Annotated in this window: 22 protein-coding genes; 10 read left to right on the top strand and 12 right to left on the bottom strand. The window is 63.8% G+C overall.

The window, feature by feature from the left end; all coding sequences use genetic code 11:
- Positions 1-49 precede the first annotated feature (49 nt).
- Positions 50-649, bottom strand: coding sequence for a nitrobindin family protein (locus OOZ51_RS09865; protein ID WP_265979262.1), 600 nt, complete (start codon positions 647-649; stop codon positions 50-52).
- A gap of 184 nt (positions 650-833) precedes the next feature.
- Complete coding sequence (locus OOZ51_RS09860; RefSeq protein ID WP_265979260.1) at positions 834-1,568, bottom strand: permease; 735 nt, start codon at positions 1,566-1,568, stop codon at positions 834-836.
- A gap of 318 nt (positions 1,569-1,886) precedes the next feature.
- Here OOZ51_RS09860 and OOZ51_RS09855 point away from each other — a divergent pair, with 318 nt between their 5' ends.
- From OOZ51_RS09855 to asd, 8 genes are all read left to right on the top strand, one after another.
- The gene (locus OOZ51_RS09855; RefSeq protein ID WP_265979258.1) at positions 1,887-2,585 is read left to right on the top strand and encodes a winged helix-turn-helix transcriptional regulator; all 699 of its coding nucleotides are present in this window, start codon (positions 1,887-1,889) and stop codon (positions 2,583-2,585) included.
- Between the two features lie 249 nt (positions 2,586-2,834).
- Positions 2,835-3,806 carry a mycothiol synthase gene (mshD, locus tag OOZ51_RS09850; RefSeq protein WP_265979256.1) on the top strand — a complete coding sequence of 324 codons (972 nt, stop codon included), beginning with the start codon at positions 2,835-2,837 and terminating at the stop codon, positions 3,804-3,806.
- A 104-nt stretch (positions 3,807-3,910) separates the two neighbouring features.
- Complete coding sequence (locus OOZ51_RS09845) at positions 3,911-6,160, top strand: RNA degradosome polyphosphate kinase (RefSeq protein WP_265979253.1); 2,250 nt, start codon at positions 3,911-3,913, stop codon at positions 6,158-6,160.
- Positions 6,161-6,172: 12 nt separating this feature from the next.
- A complete protein-coding gene (locus tag OOZ51_RS09840) occupies positions 6,173-7,141 on the top strand; it encodes an NUDIX hydrolase (protein ID WP_265979251.1) in 969 nt (322 codons plus the stop codon).
- 18 nt (positions 7,142-7,159) lie between these two features.
- Complete coding sequence (locus tag OOZ51_RS09835; protein ID WP_323054725.1) at positions 7,160-7,963, top strand: thymidylate synthase; 804 nt, start codon at positions 7,160-7,162, stop codon at positions 7,961-7,963.
- Positions 7,960-8,547, top strand: a complete 588-nt coding sequence (locus OOZ51_RS09830; RefSeq protein ID WP_265979249.1) for a dihydrofolate reductase — start codon at positions 7,960-7,962, stop codon at positions 8,545-8,547. The genes OOZ51_RS09835 and OOZ51_RS09830 overlap by 4 nt, the downstream gene beginning before the upstream one ends.
- Positions 8,548-8,549: 2 nt before the next feature.
- A complete protein-coding gene (locus tag OOZ51_RS09825) occupies positions 8,550-8,774 on the top strand; it encodes an NF038396 family protein (RefSeq protein WP_265979247.1) in 225 nt (74 codons plus the stop codon).
- A 108-nt stretch (positions 8,775-8,882) separates the two neighbouring features.
- Positions 8,883-10,022 carry an aspartate-semialdehyde dehydrogenase gene (asd, locus tag OOZ51_RS09820; protein ID WP_265979245.1) on the top strand — a complete coding sequence of 380 codons (1,140 nt, stop codon included), beginning with the start codon at positions 8,883-8,885 and terminating at the stop codon, positions 10,020-10,022.
- 139 nt (positions 10,023-10,161) lie between these two features.
- Here the strand turns inward: asd and OOZ51_RS09815 are convergent, their stop codons facing one another.
- Entirely contained in the window at positions 10,162-11,280 is a 1,119-nt protein-coding gene (locus OOZ51_RS09815) for a winged helix DNA-binding domain-containing protein (RefSeq protein ID WP_265979243.1), read from the bottom strand.
- Between the two features lie 108 nt (positions 11,281-11,388).
- Here OOZ51_RS09815 and OOZ51_RS09810 point away from each other — a divergent pair, with 108 nt between their 5' ends.
- Entirely contained in the window at positions 11,389-11,859 is a 471-nt protein-coding gene (locus OOZ51_RS09810; protein WP_265979241.1) for a hypothetical protein, read from the top strand.
- Positions 11,860-11,876: 17 nt separating this feature from the next.
- Here OOZ51_RS09810 and OOZ51_RS09805 read toward each other — a convergent pair whose 3' ends face one another.
- From OOZ51_RS09805 to OOZ51_RS09765, 9 genes are all read right to left on the bottom strand, one after another.
- Positions 11,877-12,944, bottom strand: coding sequence for a UDP-N-acetylmuramate dehydrogenase (locus OOZ51_RS09805; RefSeq protein WP_265979239.1), 1,068 nt, complete (start codon positions 12,942-12,944; stop codon positions 11,877-11,879).
- 9 nt (positions 12,945-12,953) lie between these two features.
- Entirely contained in the window at positions 12,954-14,288 is a 1,335-nt protein-coding gene (locus OOZ51_RS09800) for an MFS transporter (protein WP_265979237.1), read from the bottom strand.
- The gene (locus OOZ51_RS09795) at positions 14,285-14,722 is read right to left on the bottom strand and encodes a MaoC family dehydratase (protein WP_265979235.1); all 438 of its coding nucleotides are present in this window, start codon (positions 14,720-14,722) and stop codon (positions 14,285-14,287) included. Before OOZ51_RS09795 ends, OOZ51_RS09800 begins: the two co-directional genes overlap by 4 nt.
- A 2-nt stretch (positions 14,723-14,724) precedes the next feature.
- A complete protein-coding gene (locus tag OOZ51_RS09790; RefSeq protein ID WP_265979233.1) occupies positions 14,725-15,195 on the bottom strand; it encodes an FAS1-like dehydratase domain-containing protein in 471 nt (156 codons plus the stop codon).
- 63 nt (positions 15,196-15,258) lie between these two features.
- A complete protein-coding gene (locus tag OOZ51_RS09785) occupies positions 15,259-16,758 on the bottom strand; it encodes an FAD-dependent monooxygenase (protein WP_265979231.1) in 1,500 nt (499 codons plus the stop codon).
- Positions 16,759-16,788: 30 nt separating this feature from the next.
- Entirely contained in the window at positions 16,789-17,016 is a 228-nt protein-coding gene (locus OOZ51_RS09780) for a DUF3188 domain-containing protein (RefSeq protein WP_265979229.1), read from the bottom strand.
- A gap of 342 nt (positions 17,017-17,358) precedes the next feature.
- Positions 17,359-18,222, bottom strand: coding sequence for an HpcH/HpaI aldolase/citrate lyase family protein (locus tag OOZ51_RS09775; protein WP_265979227.1), 864 nt, complete (start codon positions 18,220-18,222; stop codon positions 17,359-17,361).
- Between the two features lie 172 nt (positions 18,223-18,394).
- A complete protein-coding gene (locus OOZ51_RS09770; protein ID WP_265979225.1) occupies positions 18,395-19,360 on the bottom strand; it encodes an aldo/keto reductase in 966 nt (321 codons plus the stop codon).
- Between the two features lie 97 nt (positions 19,361-19,457).
- Positions 19,458-21,152 carry a glycoside hydrolase family 13 protein gene (locus tag OOZ51_RS09765; RefSeq protein ID WP_265979223.1) on the bottom strand — a complete coding sequence of 565 codons (1,695 nt, stop codon included), beginning with the start codon at positions 21,150-21,152 and terminating at the stop codon, positions 19,458-19,460.
- A 105-nt stretch (positions 21,153-21,257) separates the two neighbouring features.
- On the opposite strand from OOZ51_RS09765, the gene OOZ51_RS09760 reads away from it, so the two are divergent.
- Positions 21,258-22,457, top strand: a complete 1,200-nt coding sequence (locus tag OOZ51_RS09760; RefSeq protein WP_265979221.1) for an ROK family transcriptional regulator — start codon at positions 21,258-21,260, stop codon at positions 22,455-22,457.
- Positions 22,458-22,468 lie beyond the last annotated feature (11 nt).

Below are 22,468 nucleotides of genomic sequence, written 5' to 3'. Positions count from 1 at the left end.
CGGTGGACCTTGAAGCTCAATGAGACTTGAAGCTAGCGAACCGGCTCTCCTAGGAGAGCTTGTTCAGAAAAGCCGAAGCATGGGCCTCGAGCGACTTCCCCGGAATAGACACATCCCAGCGCCACAGCAGGTTGCCGTCTACCAGACCGAAAATGCGTGTGGCCGCAGTGTATTCCTTGGAGTGGCCGCCACGCATCACCATGTCTGTGCTCATCTGGATCTGCGGCCCCTTGATCTGGCCGTAGTAGAGCTCGCTGATGCCGCCGGGGTGGGCGATCGAGACCGAGATATCGAACCCGCCGTCAGCGTTCCGGTGGGCCTCGACGTCGTCGGCAGTCTTCAACGCCGGGACAATATCCGCGGGGATCAGGCCCGGACCGCCGTCGGCGTCAATCATTTTCCGCTCCAGCGCCCAGAAGCCGGTCTCCACCGTCAGGGGCCGCAGCTTGGTGCCGTCCTCGTCGCTGAGCCAGCTTTCGGCGCGGTACTCCAGGTAAGGCAGGCCGTGGTGCGTGAAGGAGACGTGCTGGATGAAATGATCCGAGTCTTCGTCGCCGCTTCCAAGCCGTCCCAGGCCTTCCCACTCACCAATGAGCCAGGAAAGGGGTACCAGTTCGGGTGTCAGGTCTGAAGGGATTTCGATGGGCACAGCAACTACCTCAGTGGACCAGAAGGTACAAGTTGATCAAAAGCGGTCGGAGCTCTACTTCTGGCCCTTGAAGAGACGGTAAACGACAAAACCGGCAAACCACGCCATCGAGAGGCTTGCCAAGCCGAGGAGGACAAGGAAGAAGATTTCAAATGCAAGTACGGACATGATGCCATCCTAACTGTTAGTAGATGAGTAGTTTGTCGATGAAGTAGCACAAGGCACCAACCGCCCAGACGGGCGCGACGCCCATTCCCAGGACGGCCGGGAAGTTCAGGCGGCCGAGCCGCAGCGTGACCATCCGGCGGAAACTGACCAAGATCGAGCCGATGACGACGCCAACGACGATCGCGGGCACAATCGAAATATTCGAGAACACCAGGCCGGCCAACGGAGCCACCAATCCGGCCGCGACGATGCCCAAAGGCGCCACGACCCGGTCCGGCCAGCGCAGGAGTCCGGCGAGAAGGGCAACGGCGGCACTGAGGCCGGCAACCAGCACCATTTCCTTGATCCCGTTGAACCGTGAACCCGCGATCCAGCCTGCTCCGAGGCAGCTCAACAACACGCCTGCGCAACTGCCGAGGGTGGATTCAAGCCGCTGGGCTTGACCCGTTCCACGGATCAGTTGCACGACGAACACGGCGATCACACCGGCCGCAATGAAGGCGGGAGTCGCGTCGAGGAAGCCGGGCGCCGTAATGAAACCGGCGGCCAAGGCTGAAGCGGCACCGCTCAGCCCGATCACCGCGGCCAGGGTCTTTTTGGCGGGAACCGCTAGAAAATGGGGCCATCCGATGCCGACGGCGGCCGCCGCCGCGATTCCGACGCTCACCAATCCTTCCGGGGGACCGTATGTGCTGGCCACGATAACCGCGAGGGCCACGAGGCCGACCACCCCGATACTCCAAGACTTCACTGTGCCCCTGACCTCACTGTGTCCTCGACCTCGCTGTGCCCTCGACCTCATGGGGTCCCCGCGGGCCCCCATTTCGTTCCAGGTTGCGACCAACCTCTTGCCAATCCTGCCTTATGCGGCCGAAATATGTCGCAAACAGGGGTTGAAGGTGTCACGAATCCCTGACGTTGGAGGGGCCTTTAGGTATACTCGGTTGTCAACAGCGCTTCTTGTTGCAACGCTTCCGTTACAACGGAACCTCGCCCCTTGAGCAGCTACCGGCCGGTGGAAACCCGGTTCAGACGCCCGATGATGCGCGGACCGCCCATTGGAGGAACTATGTCGCACATCCTGCTCCTGACGAACAGCACCGGGTCGTCGGTAGACATCCTGCCTGCCTTGGAACTCTTGAACCACCGGGTCCACATCCTTCCGGCAGAACCGACGGCACTGCTCGAAACCGATCCCACCGACGTCGTTTTCCTTGATGCCCGCAAGGACCTTGTCGGGGCCCGCTCCTTGACCCAATTGCTCAAGGCCACGGGCCTGAGCGCCCCCCTCATCCTGATCCTCACTGAAGGCGGCATGGCTGCCGTCTCCTCTGCATGGTCCGTGGATGACATCGTCCTCGATTCTGCGGGGCCGGCCGAAGTCGAGGCCCGGATCCGCCTGGCCATGGCGCGCGCAGTCCCCGGCGAAGAGGAAACCAACACCGAAATCCGTGCGGCCGGCGTCGTGATTGACGAAGCGAGCTACACAGCACGGGTGAACGGACAGCCGCTCAACCTGACCTTCAAGGAATTCGAGCTCTTAAAGTATCTGGCGCAGCACCCGGGCAGGGTCTTCACGCGCCAGCAGCTCCTCACGGAAGTATGGGGCTACGACTACTACGGAGGCACCCGCACCGTGGACGTCCACGTGAGGCGCCTGCGTGCAAAGCTGGGCGTGGACCACGAAAACCTGATCAGCACGGTACGCAACGTTGGTTATCGGCTGACACTGGTCCGTTTGCAAGAAGATGAACTCACTGAAGCCTGAGTTTCCCCAGCAAAAGAAAGGCCCGGACTCACTGAGTCCGGGCCTTTCGTTTGCCGACTGTTCCCGGCTTGCGCCGGTTGTCAGCTTGAGTGGAGGACATACGGGTCGAACGTATCGCGGCCACCCCACTGGTGGATCCCCCTCGCTTCCAGCTTCTCAAAGCCGGACGAGTTATAGACCTTACACGGCCGAGGGAGTGCCCGCAAAATCCATCCCGCCAAACCGGCCACGGACGTATAGCCTTGCAACATGAGCCCTGCGCACCCGGAGAACTGGCCCGTCCTCGTCGTCAAAGGCGCCTCGGATCGCGAGTTGTTGAGAGACATCAAGTCTCTCGCCGCAGCCGCGGAGGAGTCGGACGGCAATCCCCCTTTGTCCGAACAAACCTTGGTCATGCTGCGTGGAGCCGACGCCGGTGACCACTCGTTGCTCACGCTGGCCCTGTATGCCCCGGACGAGCAGTCCGATCCCGCAAGCGGCCAGGATCTGGCGGGAATCGCCGTCGTCGTTGAAGCGGACGACGGGACCGGGGTCCTGGAAATGGCCGTTCACCCCAGTTACCGCAACCAGGGAGTCGCCGGCAGGCTGTTGGACGCGCTCCGCGATGGCCGCGGGCTTTCATGGCTGAACGCCTGGTCCCACGGAAACCATGAGGCCGCGGCGGACCTCGCCGCCCGCTACGGCTACGGTCCGGTGCGTGAACTGTGGAAGATGCGGCTTATGTCCTCCACGGCGGAACTGCCCGACGCCGGCCTGCCCGAGGGAGTCTCGCTGCGCGCCTTTGTGCCGGGGCAGGATGAGTCCGCCTGGCTGGCTGCCAACAGGGCAGCTTTTGCGCATCATCCCGAGCAGGGCTCCCTGACCAGGGCCGACCTCGACGCCCGCATGGCTGAGGACTGGTTTGACCCCGAGGGCTTCCTGCTGGCCGTGAACACAGCCGGGGAATTGCTCGGCTTTCACTGGACCAAGGTGCACCCACGGCAAGGACCCCATCCGGCGATCGGAGAGGTCTATGTAGTAGGTGTGACGCCCGCGGCCCAAGGCTTGGGGCTTGGCAAGGCGCTCACTGTCGCCGGGATCAGGCACCTCCAGAGCCACGAACTTCACTCCGTGATGTTGTACGTGGATGCCGACAACACCGCCGCGGTTGCCCTTTACCAGAAGCTGGGCTTCGTGCGCTGGGACGTCGATGTCATGTATGCGCCGTTGGCCCGGAAGTAGCCAGAAACCAAGGCGCATCTGAAAGGTTAGGACATCTAGGATTCCGGCACGTGGAATCCTTGTAGGGTTGAAGCAGACCCCCGCGCTGAACGAAGGAGAGCCTGATGAATCCGGACCCGGTCGGAATGACCAGAACCGATGTCAAGGGCGCAACCTTGCCTCCGCGCTTCGGTTCTTCCGAAGTCCCGGCGGCGCGGGCCACTCAGGACCGCATCGACATTCCGGAATTTGCCCCTTCCCTGGAACCGGAAGGCGACATTACCCCCGACCGCTTCCTGGACCGCGAACTCAGCTGGCTTGCCTTCAACTCGCGCGTTCTTGAACTCGCCGAGGACCCGGATCTTTTCCTGCTGGAGCGTGTCAACTTCCTCTCGATCTTTGCCTCAAACCTGGATGAATTCTTCATGGTGCGCGTTGCGGGCCTGAAGCGCCGCATCGCCACCGGGCTCGCGGTGCCCTCCCCCGCCGGGTTGAGCCCCATCGAAGTCCTCGAGCAGATCGGCGAGGCCGCCCACAAGCTGCAAGAACGGCATGCCAGGGTGTTTGCCGAGCAGATCCGCCCCGCTTTGGCCTACGAGCACATCCACCTGATGCGCTGGGACGAGCTTGACGACGAAGCGCAGCAGCGCTTGAGCATCATGTTCGGCGAGAAGGTCTTCCCGATCCTCACCCCCCTCGCCGTCGATCCCGCCCACCCGTTCCCCTACATTTCCGGCCTTTCCCTGAACTTGGCAGTGATTGTCCGCAACCCCGTCAGCGACAAGGAACTGTTCGCCCGGGTCAAGGTTCCGGACCAGCTGCCCCGCCTTGTCTCGATCGATGGCCCTCGGGCCGGCGCCGTCCCGGGCCGGGTGGCACGCTTCATCGCCCTCGAAGAGGTTATTGCGGTTCACCTGGACAAGCTGTTCCCCGGCATGGAAGTCATGGAGCACCACAGCTTCCGCGTCACCCGCAACGAGGACGTTGAGGTTGAAGAAGACGACGCCGAGAACCTCCTGCAGGCTCTTGAGAAGGAATTGCTGCGCCGCCGCTTCGGCCCGCCCGTCCGGCTCGAGGTCACCACGGATATCAACCCGAACATCCGCGCGCTCCTGGTGCGGGAACTCGGCGTCGAGGAATCCGAGGTCTACTCCGTTCCCGCGCCCCTGGACCTCCGTGGACTTTCGGTCATCGGTGGAATCGACCGCGCCGACCTTCACTACCCGAAGCACGTGCCCCACACCTCGCGGTACTTGAACGAATCCGAGACGTCCAAGGCCGCCAACGTCTTCGCGGCCATGCGCCGCCGCGACATCCTGCTGCACCACCCGTACGACTCGTTCTCGACGTCGGTCCAGGCCTTCCTGGAGCAGGCAGCCGCCGACCCCAAGGTCCAGGCCATCAAGCAGACCCTGTACCGCACCTCCGGAGACTCGCCTATCGTTGACGCCCTGATCGACGCCGCCGAGGCCGGCAAGCAGGTCCTGGCACTCGTAGAGATCAAGGCCCGATTCGACGAGCAGGCCAACATCTCCTGGGCCCGCAAGTTGGAGCAGGCCGGCGTGCACGTTGTGTACGGCATCGTGGGACTCAAGACGCACTGCAAGCTGTCCCTCGTCGTCCGCCAGGAAGTGGATGGACTGCGCCGCTACTGCCACATCGGAACGGGCAACTACCACCCGCGCACGGCCCGCTACTACGAGGACCTGGGCCTGCTGACCTCGAACGAGCAGGTGGGCGAGGACCTGTCCAAGCTCTTCAACCAGCTCTCCGGATACGCTCCTAAGTCCACGTTCAAGCGGCTTCTCGTGGCGCCGCGCTCGGTACGGTCGGGGCTGATCGACAGGATCGAGACCGAGATCCGCAACGCCCGCGCAGGAATCGCTGCCAAGGTCCAGATCAAGGTCAACTCGATGGTGGACGAAGCCACCATCGACGCCCTCTACCGCGCATCGCAGGCCGGGGTAAAGGTCGATGTCATTGTCCGTGGCATATGCTCGCTGCGCCCCGGAGTGCCTGGACTGAGCGAAAACATCACGGTTCGTTCCGTCCTGGGCCGCTTCCTGGAGCACTCACGCGTGTTTGCCTTCGCGAATGCCAACGACCCCGTGGTCTACATCGGCTCCGCCGACATGATGCACCGTAACCTCGACCGTCGGGTCGAAGCCTTGGTGCAGCTCTCCAACCGCGAAGACACAGCCGAGGTCATGGACCTTCTGCGCCGATACATGGACCCGGGCACGGCAAGTTGGCATCTCGACAACGAAGGTCACTGGACCAGGTTCCACCAGGCCGAAGACGGCACACCGCTATTGGACATTCAGTCCTGGTTGCTTGCCTCACGGTCCCGCCAACGTGCAGTTGCCCGGCGGTAGGCAGAGAAAAAGTTGAAGAGCGACACACCCATTGCGGATCAAACCGATTATCCCGGGGAGCCGATCGCCGTCACGGCGGCCGGCGCGATTCCTTGGCGCGTCACCAAGGGATCCCTTGAGGTCCTGCTGATCCATCGGCCCAAGTATGACGATTGGTCCTGGCCCAAAGGGAAGCTCGACGCCGGGGAAACCATCCCGGAATGCGCCGTCCGCGAGATCCGGGAAGAAATCGGCCTCGATGCCGCCCTCGGAATCCCTTTGCCGCCAACGCACTACCACGTGGCAGCGGGACTGAAAGTGGTGCACTACTGGGCCACACAAGTCAACGGCTCCGTCGTCAAGCCGGATGGCGAGGAAGTGGACGCCTACATGTGGGCCGCGCCGGACAAGGCTGCCCGGTTTTTGAGCAACCCCACCGATGTGAGCCCGCTGCAGGCGCTGGCAAAGGCCCACTTGAACGCCGAGTTGGAGACGTGGCCGCTGATTCTGGTGCGGCATGCCAAGGCCAAGCCACGGTCTTCCTGGACCAAAGCCGAAGGCAGCAGGCCCCTGGCGGCCACAGGCCTGCGGCAGGCGCTGGCGGTAGAGCGGCTTCTGGGCGTGTGGAAGCCCCTCCGGATCGTGAGCAGTCCGTGGGCAAGGTGCGTATCCACCATCGCGCCGTACGCCAAGGCGGCCGGAGCCAAGGTGAAACTTGTGGAGGCCCTGACGGAGCACAATCACCAGCGGAGCCCGAAGAAGACGTCAGCCGTCGTCGAGGGCTTGTTCGACAAGCAGCGCGCGGTTGCCTTGTGTACCCACAGGCCGGCGCTGCCCACCATTTTGAAGAAGCTCGGCGAGCGCATGGGCCCGGAACTTCACGAGTTCCTGCCTGTCCAGGATCCGTATTTGGTCCCCGGTGAGATGATCGTGTGCTACGTGGCCCGTGGAAACGGCCAGCGCGTTGTGGCCGTGGAGCAGATCAAGCCCTTCGACGACTGACTCCAGTAAGCTGGGTGCGTGAGCATCCCAACCCCATATGAAGACCTCCTGCGCGACGTCATGGCCAACGGCACGCACAAGTCGGACCGCACGGGCACCGGCACGCGGAGCGTTTTCGGCCGCCAGTTGCGCTTCGATCTGAGCGAGGGTTTCCCGCTCATGACCACCAAGCGTGTGCACTTCAAATCGCTCGCGCTGGAGCTTCTGTGGTTCCTCCGCGGCGAATCCAATGTCAAGTGGCTCCAGGAACAAGGCGTCACCATTTGGGATGAATGGGCAGACGCCGACGGCGAACTCGGCCCGGTCTACGGCGTGCAGTGGCGCAGCTGGCCGACCCCCGATGGCGCGCACATCGACCAGATCGCCGAGCTCATGAAGGGCCTGGCAGCCAACCCTGATTCCCGCCGCCACATCGTCTCGGCCTGGAATGTTTCCGAAATCAAGGACATGGCCTTGCCGCCGTGCCACGCGTTCTTCCAGTTCTATGTTGCCGACGGCAAGTTGTCCTGCCAGCTGTACCAGCGCTCGGCTGACATGTTCCTTGGGGTCCCCTTCAACATCGCTTCCTATGCATTGCTGACCTGCATGGTGGCCCAGCAGTTGGGCCTTGAGCCCGGCGACTTCGTCTGGACCGGCGGGGATGTCCACGTCTATGACAACCACGTGGAGCAAGTCACGGAGCAACTCTCCCGGGAGCCCTACGAGTATCCGAAACTGCGTTTCAACCGCAAGCCGGACTCAATCTTCGACTACACCTTCGAGGACTTCGAGGTAGTCGGGTACCGCCACCACCCCTCCATCAAAGCGCCTGTGGCCGTATGAGCACCCAGGAAACGCCCCCCGCGGAGACGCCTTCCTCCGAGGAGGCCGGGGAAGCGATGACGGACATCGGCCTCGTGTGGGCGCAAACAGCCAGCGGCGTGATCGGCAAGGGCGGGACCATGCCCTGGCACGTCCCCGAAGATCTGAAGCACTTCAGCACGCTGACAACAGGACATCCGGTCATCATGGGCCGCAAAACCTGGGAGTCGTTCCCCACGAAGTACCGCCCCTTGCCCGGCCGGACCAATATCGTGGTGACCCGGCAACAGGGCTGGTCGGACTCGCCCGACGCAAGTGGCGCCGTCGTCGTCTCCTCTCTTGACGCCGCCTTGCTCGAGTCCCAGTTCGCACCAGGTGGCCAGAATGTCTGGATCATTGGTGGCGGCGAAATTTACCGGCAGTCCATGGACATCGCGAATGTCGCCGTCGTCACGGTCATCGATTCCGACATCGACGGCGACACTTTCGCGCCGGAGTTCGACGGGGCCTGGAATCTTGAGTCGACGCAGCCTGCAGAAGGCTGGCTCACCTCCAAGAACGGTACCAACTACCGGATCGCCACATGGCGCCGGACGGAAGACTGAGAATGCTGAAAAAACCTGAGACCTTGTTCGTGCTTGGCTACATGTTGTTGCCACTGTTCGCGCTGCTGTCCGCGATCCTCGGCCTCACCATGATCCTGGGTGGCAACAAGATCCTGGGGATTGTCGTCCTGGTGGTGGTAACCCAGGTCTTCGCCTTTGGCGCCTTCTACGCCCTGCGCGCCCGGAAGGCGGCCCTCCTGGAAGAACCCGACAACTCGCCCAAGTAACTCGCACTAGTTGTCGTTTCGAGGCGTCAAAACGACACCTGCTGCCAGTCAGTCGGGTCGTGACGTAACCGACAGGAGCCGGGAGCCGCGAAAGTCTAGACTAGTCCAATGACTACAGCAGCTAATCCGTCCGTTGGACTGGTCGGTTGGCGTGGCATGGTCGGCTCCGTCCTGATGCACCGCATGCAGGAAGAGGGCGACTTCGCCAACATCAACCCGGTATTTTTCTCCACCTCGAACGCTGGGGGTGCCGCGCCGTCATTTGCTGATGGCGCAGGCAAACTCGAGAACGCGTTCGATATTGAGACGCTTGCCAAGCTGCCGATTATTGTCACCGCCCAGGGCGGCGACTACACCAAGCAAGTCCACAGCGAGCTGCGCAGCCGCGGCTGGGACGGGCTTTGGATCGACGCCGCGTCCACGCTGCGAATGAACGACGACTCCATCATTGTCCTGGACCCCATCAACCGCGACGTCATCGACGCAGGCCTGTCCGGCGGCGTGAAGGACTACATCGGCGGCAACTGCACCGTCTCCTGCATGCTCATGGGCCTCGGCGGCCTATTCAAGAACAACCTGGTCGAATGGGGTACCTCCATGACCTACCAGGCAGCCTCAGGCGGCGGTGCCCGCCACATGCGCGAACTGCTCAACCAGTTCGGCACCCTCAACAACGAAGTCAGTAGCGAACTGGATGATCCCGCCTCGGCGATTCTCGAAATCGACCGCAAGGTGCTGGCTACCCAGCGCTCCGGCGTCGACGCTACCCAGTTCGGCGTGCCGTTGGCCGGCTCCCTGATCCCGTGGATCGACGCCGACCTCGGCAACGGACAGTCCAAGGAAGAGTGGAAGGCCGGGGTGGAAACCAACAAGATCCTCGGCACTGGCAACGGCACCGGCAGGGACTATGTGGTCATGGATGGCCTCTGTGTCCGTATCGGCGCCATGCGCTCCCACTCCCAGGCACTGACGCTCAAGTTGCGCGAGGACCTGTCCGTCGCTGAAATCGAAAGGCTCCTGGACGCTGACAACGAATGGGCCAAAGTGGTGCCTAACACCAAGGAAGCCTCCATGTCGGACCTCACCCCGGTCGCTGCCTCAGGCACCCTGGAGATCCCTGTAGGCCGTATCCGCAAGCTCGAGATGGGCCCCGAGTACATCAGCGCCTTCACCGTGGGCGATCAGCTCCTCTGGGGTGCAGCCGAGCCGCTGCGCCGCATGCTGAAGATCGCTACCGGCACCCTCTAGGACTCCTACTTTCATCAACTGACTCGCAGTTGATGTCGTTTTGTGCGCTCATAACGACATCAACTGCTGGGCCCACGCCGCCAGGGTTCCCTGGCCGAGCTTGCGAGGCGAGGGTGGCGGTGGGGACAGTTGAGTGCGCTCAACTCTCCATGAACCTCAGGTACTTCGCCGCCTGGAGCTCAAAGGAACGCCTGGCCGCCGGAGCCAGGCCTTCAGTGGCGAACGGTTCGGGCACGACGACGGCGGTCCGGCCGGTGCCGCTGCGGGACCAGGTGCCCACCACTTCGCCGCCGGATACGATCATCCGCTTGAAAACACCATTGCCGCCCGGGACGACCTTCTGGGAATGCTCCGGGGGCAGGACAAGGCTGCGGTCCGTATACCCCAGCAGGAATTCATCGAATCCGGGCAAGGCGAGGAGCTTGCGCGAGCCCGGAACGCCGTCGTCGAGCAGTGCTGCCGTCTCGGGCGACAGCCAATAGGACGTTCCCCGGAAGACCAACTCAACAAGTTGACCGCGAATAGCTTCATGGGCTGCCCGGACGTCGGCTTTGGGGATCTGCGTCCACCACGCGAAATCGAGGAGCGTGGCAGGTCCGTGACTGCGTAAGTACCTCAGCAGGAACTCGGCAATCCCCTCTTCACGACCCAACGCCCTGGATTCCGGAATCCACTCATCGAAGGCCACGAACAGTTGCTGCCCGAGCGCTTTACCTGCGGTGCCCGCCGGAGGTCCCTGGACCAGCCATGCGTTCTGGCACAGAATCCAGAGCAAATGGATGCCGCGTTGGGCGGTGGTCACTTGGCCTGCGGATTCGAAGATCTTGAAAAGTTCCTCGCGTGTGGCGCCTGGACTGCCAGCCACGCGGTCAAGGACAAGATCCCGGCACGTGGCAACGTCGGCCTCTTCGATGCCGAGTTCCCGGTGCCGTGCGGCAACTGAACGCATGGACCGATCCGTAGTGATGGCAAGGATCCAGCGCAAGTCCCGCGGTGGAACCAGGTGCAGCGTGCCCCGCATGGGCCAGGACCGGACCACTGTGCCGTTCTCCAGCGCTTCCAACACATTCGAGAGGCCGGAACCGGGGACTCGCTGCCCCACCGCCCAGAACCCCGAGGCGAGGTCTTGAGCCTGCATGGCGCCCATCCGGGACACGCATTCCTCCACGCTGCTGAATCCACCGAGCAAACCCTGGCTGGCCAGGCGCAGCCTACCCATGATTTTGGGGGTGACGCGGATCTTCGCCGAAGCTATCATGGCCCCATCATAGGACGCACGGCGGACAGCTTCGGTCCGCAATAACGGCACGAGGAACTTCCATCCCGCTCACAGGAGCCTTCCAGCAGCCTCTCCTACTCTGAAGGAATGCTGTTCGGTGATTTGGGTCCGCTGCTGCGGCCGCTCAGCCGGCGGTTAGCGGCCGCAGGCTGGTGCGCTGCCGCCGTCGGGCTTGTCTGCGGACTGGCCATAGCCGTCGGTGCTGGAGTGCGATTGTCGCCATCCATGCAGACCGTCCAAGAGGTGGGCCTCGCCGCCACCGGCGCCGCAGCCCTCTTCCTCGGCCTTGCCGCCGCGTGCCAGCCGTCGTCGGGCGAGCCGGCTGACGATCCCGAATCGGGGTTCCAGGCAGGCGCCGCAGATCAGGTGCGCAGCTTCCTGTTTGCCGCCGTGGTCATGCTGCTCGGCGTTATAGGCTTCGCTGCCGCGGGCTGGATTTCGCCCGGCGGCCCGTCGCCGCAGAGCATAGCGTTCAGCCAGATCTTCCTTTTGGGGGCGGCAAGCTGCGGACTGACGTTCCTGTTGCTCAACAAGGTGCTTCCGACCGGAAAGCGCTGAGAGCTTCCTCGCAGGCCCTAAAGGGTCAAACCGATCAGTAGCGGCTCCGGATGCAGTTCAATGCCAAAGCGCTCGACGACGCCGCGGCGCACCTCGCGCGCGATCGCGATCAGGTCCTCTGCGCTCGCCCCTCCCCTGTTGGTGATGGCCAGGGTGTGTTTGGTGGAGAGCGAGGCACGTCCGCCGGACACGCTCGCGGGGTCGAGCCCGAAGCCTTTGCCGAAGCCGGCGTGGTCGATCAGCCAAGCTGCCGACAGCTTCACGAGGCCATCGTTTCCAGCCGGGTACTGCGGCGCCCCGTCAGGCAAAGATGTAGCCGCCGCGGCCGAAACAATCGGGTTGGTGAAAAAGGAACCGGTGGAATACGTGTCCCTGTCCGAAGCGTCGAGGACCATGCCCTTGGAGGCACGCAGACGCAGGACTTCACGCCGGACATCGTTGGAGTATGCGCGCTTCCCTGCCTCAACCCCGAGGGACCGGGCCAGCTCTGCGTACCGGATGGGGGCGCTCATGCGTCCGAGCGGCAGCTGGAATTCAACCGTCAACACCACGTAACGGGGTGAGCCCTCGGCAGTGGTCTGTTTGAGGATGGAGTCCCGGTAGCCGAACTTGAGCTCTGAGTTGGTGAAGGTTTGCACGGCGTTGCGTTCGCGGTCCCAGGTACGGACGGCCGCGATGGTCTGGGAGACATCTGCACCGTAGGCGCCCACGTTCTGCACGGGAGTGGCACCCGTGGCGCCGGGGATGCCTGAGAGGGCTTCCAGCCCGGACCACGCGTGCAACACGGAGTGCTCCACGAGGGCGTCCCAATTGTGCCCCGCCTGGACCACCACAGAGACTCCTCCGCAACTATCCTCCGAGTTGACGGTGAATCCCTGCGACGCGATCTTGAGCACGGTGCCTGGGTATCCGGCGTCGGAGATCAGCAGGTTGGACCCGCCACCGATGATGAGCAGGTTGTCGCCGGCCGCATCTGCCGAACGGACGGCGTCGATGATTTCCTCTTCGGTTCGGGCTTCCACAAAGGTGCCGGCAGGGCCACCAACGGCGGCCGTGGTCAGTTCGGAGAGCATCGTCTGGGTCACCAAACAAGCCTAGCGGGGATTGCCCGCCCTGGCCGACTCAGGGGCGCGCTTCCGCGAGACGGGCGCCAGTAAGAAGCTCGCGACGAGCAGGACAAGGACGGCGAGCAAGGAATGCAGGATGCCGAAGTGCTCCGCCAGCAACCCCAACAGCGGCGGACCGCAAAGGAAAGCCCCATAGCCAATCGTGGACACAACGGAAACCCGGGCCGCGGCGTGCGCTGGATCGTCCGCGGCGGCCGACATGCCCACCGGGAAGCCCAAGGAGGCACCGAGCCCCCAGATGGCCAGTGCCACGAAGGCCAGCCACGGCACCGGCGAGAAGACAAACAACGCCAGGCCGACCACGGCCGTGGCCGAACACCAACGCATCACCGGAACGCGTCCGAAGCGGTCCAAGACCACCGTCCCGGCAAAGCGTCCCACTGTCATGAACGTCACGAAGATTCCATAACCCACGGCTCCGGCCGCATCGGATTGACCATGGCCATCGGCCAACGCCAAGGCCACCCAATCCCCCGCTGCGCCTTCTGCCAGGGCGAGCCCCAGGACGAGCAAGCCGAGCAAGAGGGTCCGGCGTTCGCGCCATGCCCGGGCCACCATGCGTTTGCTGTCCAGCGGTTCGGCCGGTTTCTGCTTGCCGGGCTGGATGATGGGCAAGGGGCCGGTTGAAGGATCTTCAAACGTGTCCGGCTTTTCGGGCTTGAAGGCCTTTGCGGTACCTCGTCCTGTGGAATGGCGCGCGGCGTCCGCTCGGAACCAGGCGGCCGCGGTCACTACGGAGACGGCGACCACCAGGCCGGCCGCAGCCAAATGCCAAAAGACCGGTAGTCCGGCGGCAGCTGCCCAGGCTCCGAGCCCTGCGCCCGCAACGGTGCCCAGGCTGAAGGATCCATGGAGACGCGGCATGATGTGCCGTTCAAGCGCGCGTTCCAGCGACGCTCCCTCTACATTGGATGCCGTGTTCCAGCTGGCTGTGCCGAGGCCTATCACCATGAGCCCGGCCGCCACCACCACCGGGTTTGCCAGCACGGACGTGCCAAAACCGGCGACCGCCAGGCCGACGCCCACCATGGCGCCGCCGATCCGGGTGGTCAACCGTGATCCGAGCCGGATCACGATCACTCCGGATGCGGACACGGAAACGAACGATGCCACCGTCATGCACATCAACAGGAGGCCGACAGTGCCAGGTGTCAGGTTCAGTCCATCGCGGATCGCCGGCAACCTGGACACCCAGGAAGAGAATGCCAGGCCGCTTGCGCCGTACGCGACCACAACAGCATTGCGCCACCGCGACAATTCCGCCGCGGTGGCGCGTGGTGCTGACTGTTGCAGCCTGCTCAAGCGAGCTTCACGACGGCCTGGGATTTCATCAGGACTTTCTGGCCGCCAAAGGTGACGGTCAGGTCGATGCGGGCGGTGCGGGAATCGGCGTCGAGCGCTCCCACCACGCCGGAAACCTCAATCACCGCGCCGGGCTCGCTCGTGCCAGTGGTGTCGGCGACCAGCACCGGTTTGGTGAAGCGCGTCTGGTAGTCGACGACGGCGGCAGGGTCGCCGGCCCAGTCGCTCACCAATTGCACTGCGGAGCCCATGGTGAACATGCCGTGGGCGATGACTCCGGGAAGTTCGACGCCGGTGGCGAAGGATTCGTTCCAGTGGATCGGGTTGAAGTCGCCGGACGCGCCCGCGTATTTGACCAGGTCCTGGCGGGTGACCTCGATGCTGCGGGTACCGATTTCCTGCCCGACGGTGAGTTCTTCGAGTTTCAAGCTCATGGCTACTGTCCCTCTCCGCGGACCAGGATGGACGAGGTGGTGGTGGCGACCCTTTCGCGCTGGTTGTCCTCGCTGACAGCGAAGATTTCCGAACGCGTGGTGATCATGGCCCCGCCGCCCATGGCGCGGACGCCGTCGACGTGCAGCTCGGCCCGCAACTGGTCTCCGGCAACAATCGCGCGGTGGTGCGTGAAGCGCTGGTCTGCGTGGACCACGCGGCTGAAGTCAATCCCGGAATCGGGGTCCTCGATCAGCTGGGCATCGGCCCGCTGGGCAACGATGATGGCGAAGGTCGGCGGGGCGACGAGGTCGCTGTGCCCGAGGGCTTTGGCGGCTTCGACGTCGAAGTGGGCGGGGTGGGTGGCTTTCACGGCCCGGGCGAACTCCCGGATCTTTTCGCGGCCGACGTCGTACACCTCTGCGGCAGGGTAGCTGCGGCCCAGCAAGTTCGGATTAACCGGATGTGATGTCATGGTCCAACCCTATCGGCCCGGGACGTGTCTCCACCTAACAGACTGATCGTCGAAACCGGCGCACTACGCCGCGGTAGGCGGTCCGAACCACGTGGCCAGCGCGTCGGCGAGGCCCAGCTGGGTACCGTCTCCGACCCAGGCCACATATCCGTCGGGCCGAACCAACACGGCGGTCGGAGCAGTGACCGCGCCGAGTGCCGGAAGCTCCCACACACCACGGTATGTGGCACCGATCAGCTGAACCCGATCTGCCCATGGAGTGATGTCGACGCCATCTGGCTCACCGAGGTTGAGGAGCACCGGACGGGCCTCGTGAAGCAGGGTGAAGACCCGCAGCGGGCCATCGGAGGTCACCAGTTCGAGATCTGGCATGCGGCGCCCGAGCAGCGGGTGTCCTTCGCCGAGGTCGTAGTGAATGTCCAAGCCCGACATCATCGCGGCGAATCGTCTGCGCGGCTCATCCATGCCCAGCAACTCGGAGATGGTTTCTCCCACGGCCTTCGTGCGTTCGTCGGGGCGGCGAAGCGCAACACTCGCCATTGTGTTGCGCAGCACGCGCGCAGCCACCGGGTGACGCTCGGCATGGTAGGTATCGAGGAGGCTTTCCGGGGATATCCGCTTGATCACCTGGGCCAGCTTCCATCCCAGATTCACCGCGTCCTGCACACCGGTGTTGAGGCCCTGTCCGCCGTCCGGGGCATGCACGTGTGCCGCGTCGCCGGCGAGAAGGACTCGTCTGTCGCGGTAGCTCGCGGCCTGCCGGGTCATATCGGTGAATCTGGAGATCCAGATAGGACTGTGGATCCCGTAATCCGTCCCGCATACGGCGATGAGTGCATCGCTCAGATCCTGGAGGGTCGGTTCTGTGGCGGGTCCGACGTTCTGTTCGGTCACCATGACGCCTACGGGCCCACCATCCAGGTAGACCACCTTGCCGTCGTGAATCTTGTACTCCAACTTGCCGAAGGAGTGGATTCCGAAAGGATTGGGGTGGACACCCAGTGGCGGCTGCTCGGCCATCTCGACCTGGGCGATCAGGGCGCTGGTGGTCGGATCCCATCCCGGGAACTCGATGCCGGCTACTTTACGGACCAGACTGCGTCCGCCGTCGCACCCGACGAGGTATTCGGCCCGCAACGGCCGGCCGTCGGACAGCTCGACGTCGACGCCGGTGCCATCCTGTGCGAAACCGGTCACCTCACGTCCGCGATAGATGGGCACCGCCAACTCGCCGACCCAGCCGGCAAGTATGCGCTCGATATGGTTCTGCCACAGCCCGAGCCCGTAGTTGTGACGTGTGGGAAAGTCGCTGATGTCCAGGCGGACCCCGGCGAATCCCGCGACCTGCGCCGCCTGCCCCTCCGACAGGAACCGATCAGCAATTCCACGCTGATCGAGGACCTCGATGGTGCGTGAGTGCAAACCGCCTGCACGTGAGCCGGCGAGATCCTGGTTTGCACGCCGCTCGACAATAGCGACGTCGACGCCCGCCAATGCCAACTCTCCGGCCAACATCAACCCTGCGGGACCTGCTCCGACGATCACTACGGCATGCTCGGTCATCGCTACACTCCGGTCAGGATCGTGGCTGGGTTACTTCTTCTTCAAACCTTTGCGGATCTGCTGCCCGCGGACCACCATGCCCACTACATGCAGAACCAGGCCGAGCCCGATCACGGCCAGCGAGGCTACCGCAAGGCCTTGGTTATGTGAGGTGTTGCCGACAATCGTCAGGATGATTCCGACGGCGATAAGCCCCATCGCACTGAAAACCAGCGTCTTGTAGGTGGTGGAGGCCGTGGCCCAGAATTCGTTCAGCACCACCCAAGTTTAGGTCACTCGCTCCCGATACCCTTACACGGACGGCAGGAGAAAATCCGGTAAAAGTGAGCGAGCGCCTGGTCAGAACCCGACAAAAGTGAGCGAGCGTCGGTGGACGGGAGCGCCGTCGGCGACAGAACGCCGTCGAGGTGTCCACCGTAGCGTTCGACGGCGTCCGGTGGCCTTCCGACGCTCGCTCACATATCAACGGTTGTGGTCGGACGCTCGCTCAGATCATCTGCAGGAGGATCCCGTCGGTTGGGCTTGTTTGTGAGCGAGCGTCCTGAAAAAGCCGGACATAAGTGAGCGAGCGTCTCGACATGAGCACGCTCGCTTCCCGACTTACAGGGAGGGCTGGACCCCGAAGGCCACGGCGAGTTTCATGATCTTTTCAGCGCGGCCGAGTCGAGGGAGGTCGGAACCGTCGCGGATGACCCTGCCGTTTGCTTCGAAGTCGTTCATGAAGTCTGTTGCCCAGGCGACGTCCGACGGCGTGGGGCTGATGACCTCGTTGATGACGGTGGTCTGGTCGATGGCCAGGCAGAGCTTGCCGGTCATGCCCATGGTCACCGTGATCCCGGTCTGCTCGCGCAGGATCGGGTGGTTGGTGCCGACGGTCGGGCCGTCGATGGGGCCCGGGAGGTTGCCCACACGGCTGGCGACAACCAGCTTGGCCCGGGGGTAGGCCATCGCCTCAGGGGTGGCGGCCATGCCAGTGTCCCGGCGGAAGTCGCCCGAACCGAAGGCCAGGCGGAAGGCACCCTGGGCCCGGGCGATGTGGTTGGCTTCCTCGATGCCGAGGGCCGACTCCACGAGGGCGACAACCGGCGTCTTGCCGTCCATGCGGTGGAAGGATTCCGTGACCTGGTCCGCGGACTCGGTCTTGGCCAGCATGACTCCCAACAGGCCGGGGGTGCCACGCAGACCGGCGAGGTCATCGGCCCAGAACGGGCTCGTGGCGTCGTTGATCCGGACCCAGGCCTGGCCACCGGCGGTCAGCCAATTGATGACGTTGCCGCGGGCAATGTCCTTCTGGGACGGGTCCACGGCGTCTTCGATGTCAAGGATGATGGCGTCCGCGCGCGATGAGGCCGACTGGTCGAAAAGTTCCGTCTTCATGGCGTTCACGAGGAGCCAGGAGCGGGCAATGTCGGCGGGAATTCTGCGGGTGGACCGAATGGACTCGGCGGCGGTGCTAGACGTCATGTATCTACCGTATCCGGCCAGCCGCCAGGAACGCTAAGAATCGGGCGCAGGTGTGAGCATCAATACGAACAAAACGATTGTGACAGGCAGAACCAACCCAACTAGCTCGCAGTTGTTGTCGTTATGAAGCCTCAAAACGACAACAACTGCGAGTTAGTTGGGCTTAACGCGCTTAGGGAACACTCTTTCCCCGCGCAGCCACCCACAGGCCGTACCACTCGGCCCGAGTCATGGCTGCAGCGACGGCGACGGCGTCCGCGCAGGCCGCAATCCGCGTCGGGTTGGAACTGCCCAACACCGGGGAAATGCGGGCAGGGTGCTTCATGAGCCAGCCCAGCAGCACGGCCTCAGGAGTAACACCCTTCTCTTCCGCAAGCTTGGCGACCAACGCGGCAGTCTCGGTGTCGGCGGCAGTCGGGGCATCCGGCGTCGAACCCGTGTACCGGCCCTGGGCGAGGGAGCCGTAGGCCTGCAGCTCAATCCCGTGGCTGACGCAGTGCTCCAAGGTGCCGTGCGGGAAACCGTAGCCGAGGGCGTCGTCATGGTTGACCAGGACGGTGCTCTCGAGCCAGGCGCGCCGGTGAAGACTCATCTCCAACTGGTTGGCGATGATGGGGGTCTCCAGCCTGTCCTGGAGGAAGGCGATCTGGGCTCCGGACATGTTGGACACCCCAAGCTGCCGGACCTTGCCTTCCGCCATGAGCTGCCCGACGGCGGACGCCACCTCTGCGGGTTCCATCAGGGGGTCCGGGCGGTGGAGGAGCAGCACGTCGACGTAATCGGTCCTCAGCCGTTGAAGGCTTCCGTTGACCCGTTCCAGGATGGCGCCCTTGCTCAGATCGTAGTGTCCTTGGACTCCTGGCTGGCTGAGCCGAATTCCGCACTTGGTCTGCAGCTGGATCTTTTCACGCAGCCCTGAGGTCCGGGCCAGCACGTCGCCGAACACGGCCTCGGACTTGCCGCTGCGGTAGATGTCGGCGTGGTCGAACAGCGTGATCCCGATCCGCATCGCTGCGTCGATCGCTTCCGCGGCCTGATCAACGTAGGCGCTACCGTACTCGTTGCCTTCCCAGGGCCCGCCAAGGCCCATGCAGCCGTAGATGAGCCGGCTGTTTGCAGTTTCATTCGTTGCAGTCATTTTCCAACTCTTTCACATGCAACTAGCTCGCAGTTGTTGTCGTTTTGAGCCTTCAAAACGACGTTAACTGCGAGCTAGTTGGGTCAGCGGTCAGGGGTCAGACGATCCAAGCGGTCGTGTTTGCCGGGAGCTTGCCGCCGTCGAGCGGTGCGCTGCTCACGACGACGGTGCCCTCCGGAAGTGCCACGGGCTCCGTGCCGAAGTTCGTCACCGATTGCCAGCCGTTGGGCCGCACGAAGTGCAGCACCGACTCGTTGCTGGAAGGAATCCATTCTAGGTCCTCTGCCGCCTGCAGCTCCGACCGCAGCTCCAAGGCCTTGCGGTACAGCTCCAGCGTGGAGCCCGGAACCTTGTCCTGCGCCTCCACGGCGTAGCCGGCGAACCATTCAGGCTGCGGCAAGTGGGCATGTCCGTCGCCGAAGCCGAAGGAAGAACCTTCACTGGTCCACGGGAGCGGCACACGGCAGCCATCACGGCCAACATCCACGCCCGGGTTACGGAAGAACGCCGGGTCCTGGCGCTCGGAATCCACGATGTCGCCGACTTCCTGCAGGCCAAGCTCTTCGCCCTGATACAAGTATGCGGAGCCCGGCAGGGCGAACATCAGCAGCGACGCGGCGCGGGCACGGCGCAAGCCGAGCTCGGCGTCGACGTCGACGGCCAGACCGCCGTCGAGCAGCCATCCCTTGCCGTCCTGGCCCTCGCCGTCGCGGCCGCCGCCCTGGGGCAAGCCGTAGCGGGTAGCGTGGCGGACCACGTCATGGTTTGAGAAGACCCACGTGGAGGAGGCGCCGGACGCTGCAGCCTCGGCAAGGTTCTTGGTGATGATGCTGCGGAATTGGGCGGCGTCGAAATCGGCCTTGAGGAGGTCGAAGTTGAAGGCCTGGCCCAGTCCGTCAGGGCTGGCGTAGCGGGCGCGGCGGTCGGCGTGCACCCAGGCTTCGGCCACGGCGGTGCGCGGCGGGTTGTACTCATTGAAGAGCTTGCGCCACTCGGAATAGATCTCGTGCACCTCGTCGCGGTCCCAGAAAGGGTGGGCGCCCAAGGCGTTGTCGCCTTCCTTGGGCAACTCGGTCTTCGAGGGCAGCACCTCCGGCAGGTCCTTCGTGAGGGCATGGGCGACGTCGATGCGGAAGCCGTCCACGCCACGGTCGGACCAGAAGCGCAGGGTCTTCAGGAAGTCCTCGCGGACCTCTGGGTTGTCCCAGTTGAAGTCCGGCTGCTCCTTGGTGAAGATGTGCATGTACCACTGTCCGGGTGTACCGTCCGGTTCGGTGATGCGCTCCCAGGCCGGGCCACCGAAGATCGAGTCCCAGTCCGCCGGGGGCAGTTCGCCGTTCTCGCCGAGGCCGTCGCGGAAGATGTAGCGTTCACGGGCAGCCGAGCCCTTGGGGGAAGCCAGCGCCTCCTTGAACCATTCGTGCCGGTCCGAGGAGTGGTTTGGGACGATGTCCGCGATCAATTTGATGCCCGCAGCGTGCAGCGCGGCCGCCATCTCATCAAAGTCGGCCAGCGTGCCCAGCTTCGGGTCAACGTTGCGGTAGTCGTCCACGTCGTAGCCGCCGTCAGCCAGGGCCGAGGGGTAGAACGGGCTCAACCAGACGGCGTCGATCCCCAGTGCCTTCAAGTACGGCACCTTGGCGGTAATGCCTTTGATATCACCCAGGCCGTCGCCGTTCGCATCGGAAAAACTGCGCGGGTAGATCTGGTACACGGCCGCTTGGCGCCACCAGTTGGGATCGGCCATGCGCTCGGAGTCGGAGAGAGTTGCCAAGGCGGCGGTGGAGGGCAAAGGGATTCCTGTTCTGTGTCGACGCGATTGTTGAAGTGTTTATTTAGAATCTAAATTTAGTGCTTCAAGTATTATGTGACAGATGTCTACAGGAGGTCAACAGGGATGCCCGAAATCGCGACGGCCACTCCGCAGATGCTGCGCCGGGTCAATGCGGCCAGCGTGCTCGCAGTCATCCGTTCCTCCAACGCAGTGACCGTCTCGGAGCTGATGGAAGCCACAGGGCTGACCCGTGCCACCACCATTTCCGTGTGCGTTGACCTCATGGCCCGGGGCTGGATCAGGGAACTGGAAAACCAGCGCGACTTCGGCACTTACCAGAAGGGCCGCCCCGCACGTCGCTTCGAGCTCGACGAAAGCGCCGGCTGCGTCTTGGGGATCGACGTCGGCGTCCTCAAGACCACAGTGGTGGTGGCCGATCTGCGCGGAAACACCACGGGTCGGGCCAGCAAGCCCTTCCGGGCCCAAGAGATCGAGGCGCAAGAACGGATACGCGTCATTAGCGAGACGGCACTGCTGGCTCTCGAGGCTGCCGGCGTGCCGCCGGAGAAAGTCCTCGCGGTGACAGTCGGGCTTGCCGCCCCGGTGGACCGGGACGGAAATATCCTCGTCAGCCAGCCGTTCTGGAGCCTATTCGACGTCGGACTGAAGAAAGCGCTGCACGATCTGCACGGCTGGGCGGTACTACTGGAGAACGACGCAAACCTTGCGGCACTGGGCGAATGTTGGCGGGGAGCCGGAAGCGGCGTCCAAGACCTCGCCGTGCTCTTGGCCGGCGAGCGTTTTGGTGCAGGCCTGGTCGAATCAGGCAGGCTGCTCCATGGCAGCCGTGGAGGCGCAGGCGAAATGGCCTACTTGGATATGGTGGAGGGAGTGGGCTCGGCCGACGGTCTCGCCGCGCTGGCCAGATTGTGGGCAACGGAAGCCTTGGCGGGAGAGTCGAAAACCACGCTGCGGACGGCGGGTACCCGTGAGATCACTGCGCAACACGTCTTCGCCGCCGCCGCCCTGGGCGACAAAGTGGCGCTGGGCATCCTGGACCGGCTCTCGGACCGGCTGGCCAGGGTGGTCTCCACGATGGCCATCATGCTCAACCCCGAACTCGTGGTGATCGGCGGCGCCGTGGCAGATTCGGCGTCGGTCCTTCTTGAGCCGACCGCCCGGAAGCTGGCCGCGTACACGGCCACTCCCCCGCGGCTCGCTGCTTCTCCATTGGGCGATGCGATTGTGGGAATCGGCGCGGTGCGCCACGCCTTGGATCACGTGGAAAAGAACTCCTTGGACCTGGATTTGCGGCGCGTGTAGCCATTTTGGGC

It is taken from the genome of Arthrobacter rhizophilus, assembly GCF_026241105.1.
In the GTDB taxonomy this organism is placed as follows: Bacteria; Actinomycetota; Actinomycetes; order Actinomycetales; family Micrococcaceae; genus Arthrobacter.
The sequence above is the reverse complement of the archived record's forward strand: the minus strand, read 5'-3'. Positions and strand labels throughout refer to the sequence as shown.

Coding starts and splice junctions, on each gene's coding strand:
- OOZ51_RS09855 (WP_265979258.1), top strand. CDS start 1,887: ATGTCGCACATCCTGCTCCTGACGAACAGCACCGGGTCGTCGGTAGAC.
- mshD (WP_265979256.1), top strand. CDS start 2,835: ATGAGCCCTGCGCACCCGGAGAACTGGCCCGTCCTCGTCGTCAAAGGC.
- OOZ51_RS09845 (WP_265979253.1), top strand. CDS start 3,911: ATGAATCCGGACCCGGTCGGAATGACCAGAACCGATGTCAAGGGCGCA.
- OOZ51_RS09830 (WP_265979249.1), top strand. CDS start 7,960: ATGAGCACCCAGGAAACGCCCCCCGCGGAGACGCCTTCCTCCGAGGAG.
- OOZ51_RS09825 (WP_265979247.1), top strand. CDS start 8,550: ATGCTGAAAAAACCTGAGACCTTGTTCGTGCTTGGCTACATGTTGTTG.
- asd (WP_265979245.1), top strand. CDS start 8,883: ATGACTACAGCAGCTAATCCGTCCGTTGGACTGGTCGGTTGGCGTGGC.
- OOZ51_RS09815 (WP_265979243.1), bottom strand. CDS start 11,280: ATGATAGCTTCGGCGAAGATCCGCGTCACCCCCAAAATCATGGGTAGG.
- OOZ51_RS09810 (WP_265979241.1), top strand. CDS start 11,389: ATGCTGTTCGGTGATTTGGGTCCGCTGCTGCGGCCGCTCAGCCGGCGG.
- OOZ51_RS09795 (WP_265979235.1), bottom strand. CDS start 14,722: ATGAGCTTGAAACTCGAAGAACTCACCGTCGGGCAGGAAATCGGTACC.
- OOZ51_RS09790 (WP_265979233.1), bottom strand. CDS start 15,195: ATGACATCACATCCGGTTAATCCGAACTTGCTGGGCCGCAGCTACCCT.
- OOZ51_RS09785 (WP_265979231.1), bottom strand. CDS start 16,758: ATGACCGAGCATGCCGTAGTGATCGTCGGAGCAGGTCCCGCAGGGTTG.
- OOZ51_RS09775 (WP_265979227.1), bottom strand. CDS start 18,222: ATGACGTCTAGCACCGCCGCCGAGTCCATTCGGTCCACCCGCAGAATT.
- OOZ51_RS09770 (WP_265979225.1), bottom strand. CDS start 19,360: ATGACTGCAACGAATGAAACTGCAAACAGCCGGCTCATCTACGGCTGC.
- OOZ51_RS09760 (WP_265979221.1), top strand. CDS start 21,258: ATGCCCGAAATCGCGACGGCCACTCCGCAGATGCTGCGCCGGGTCAAT.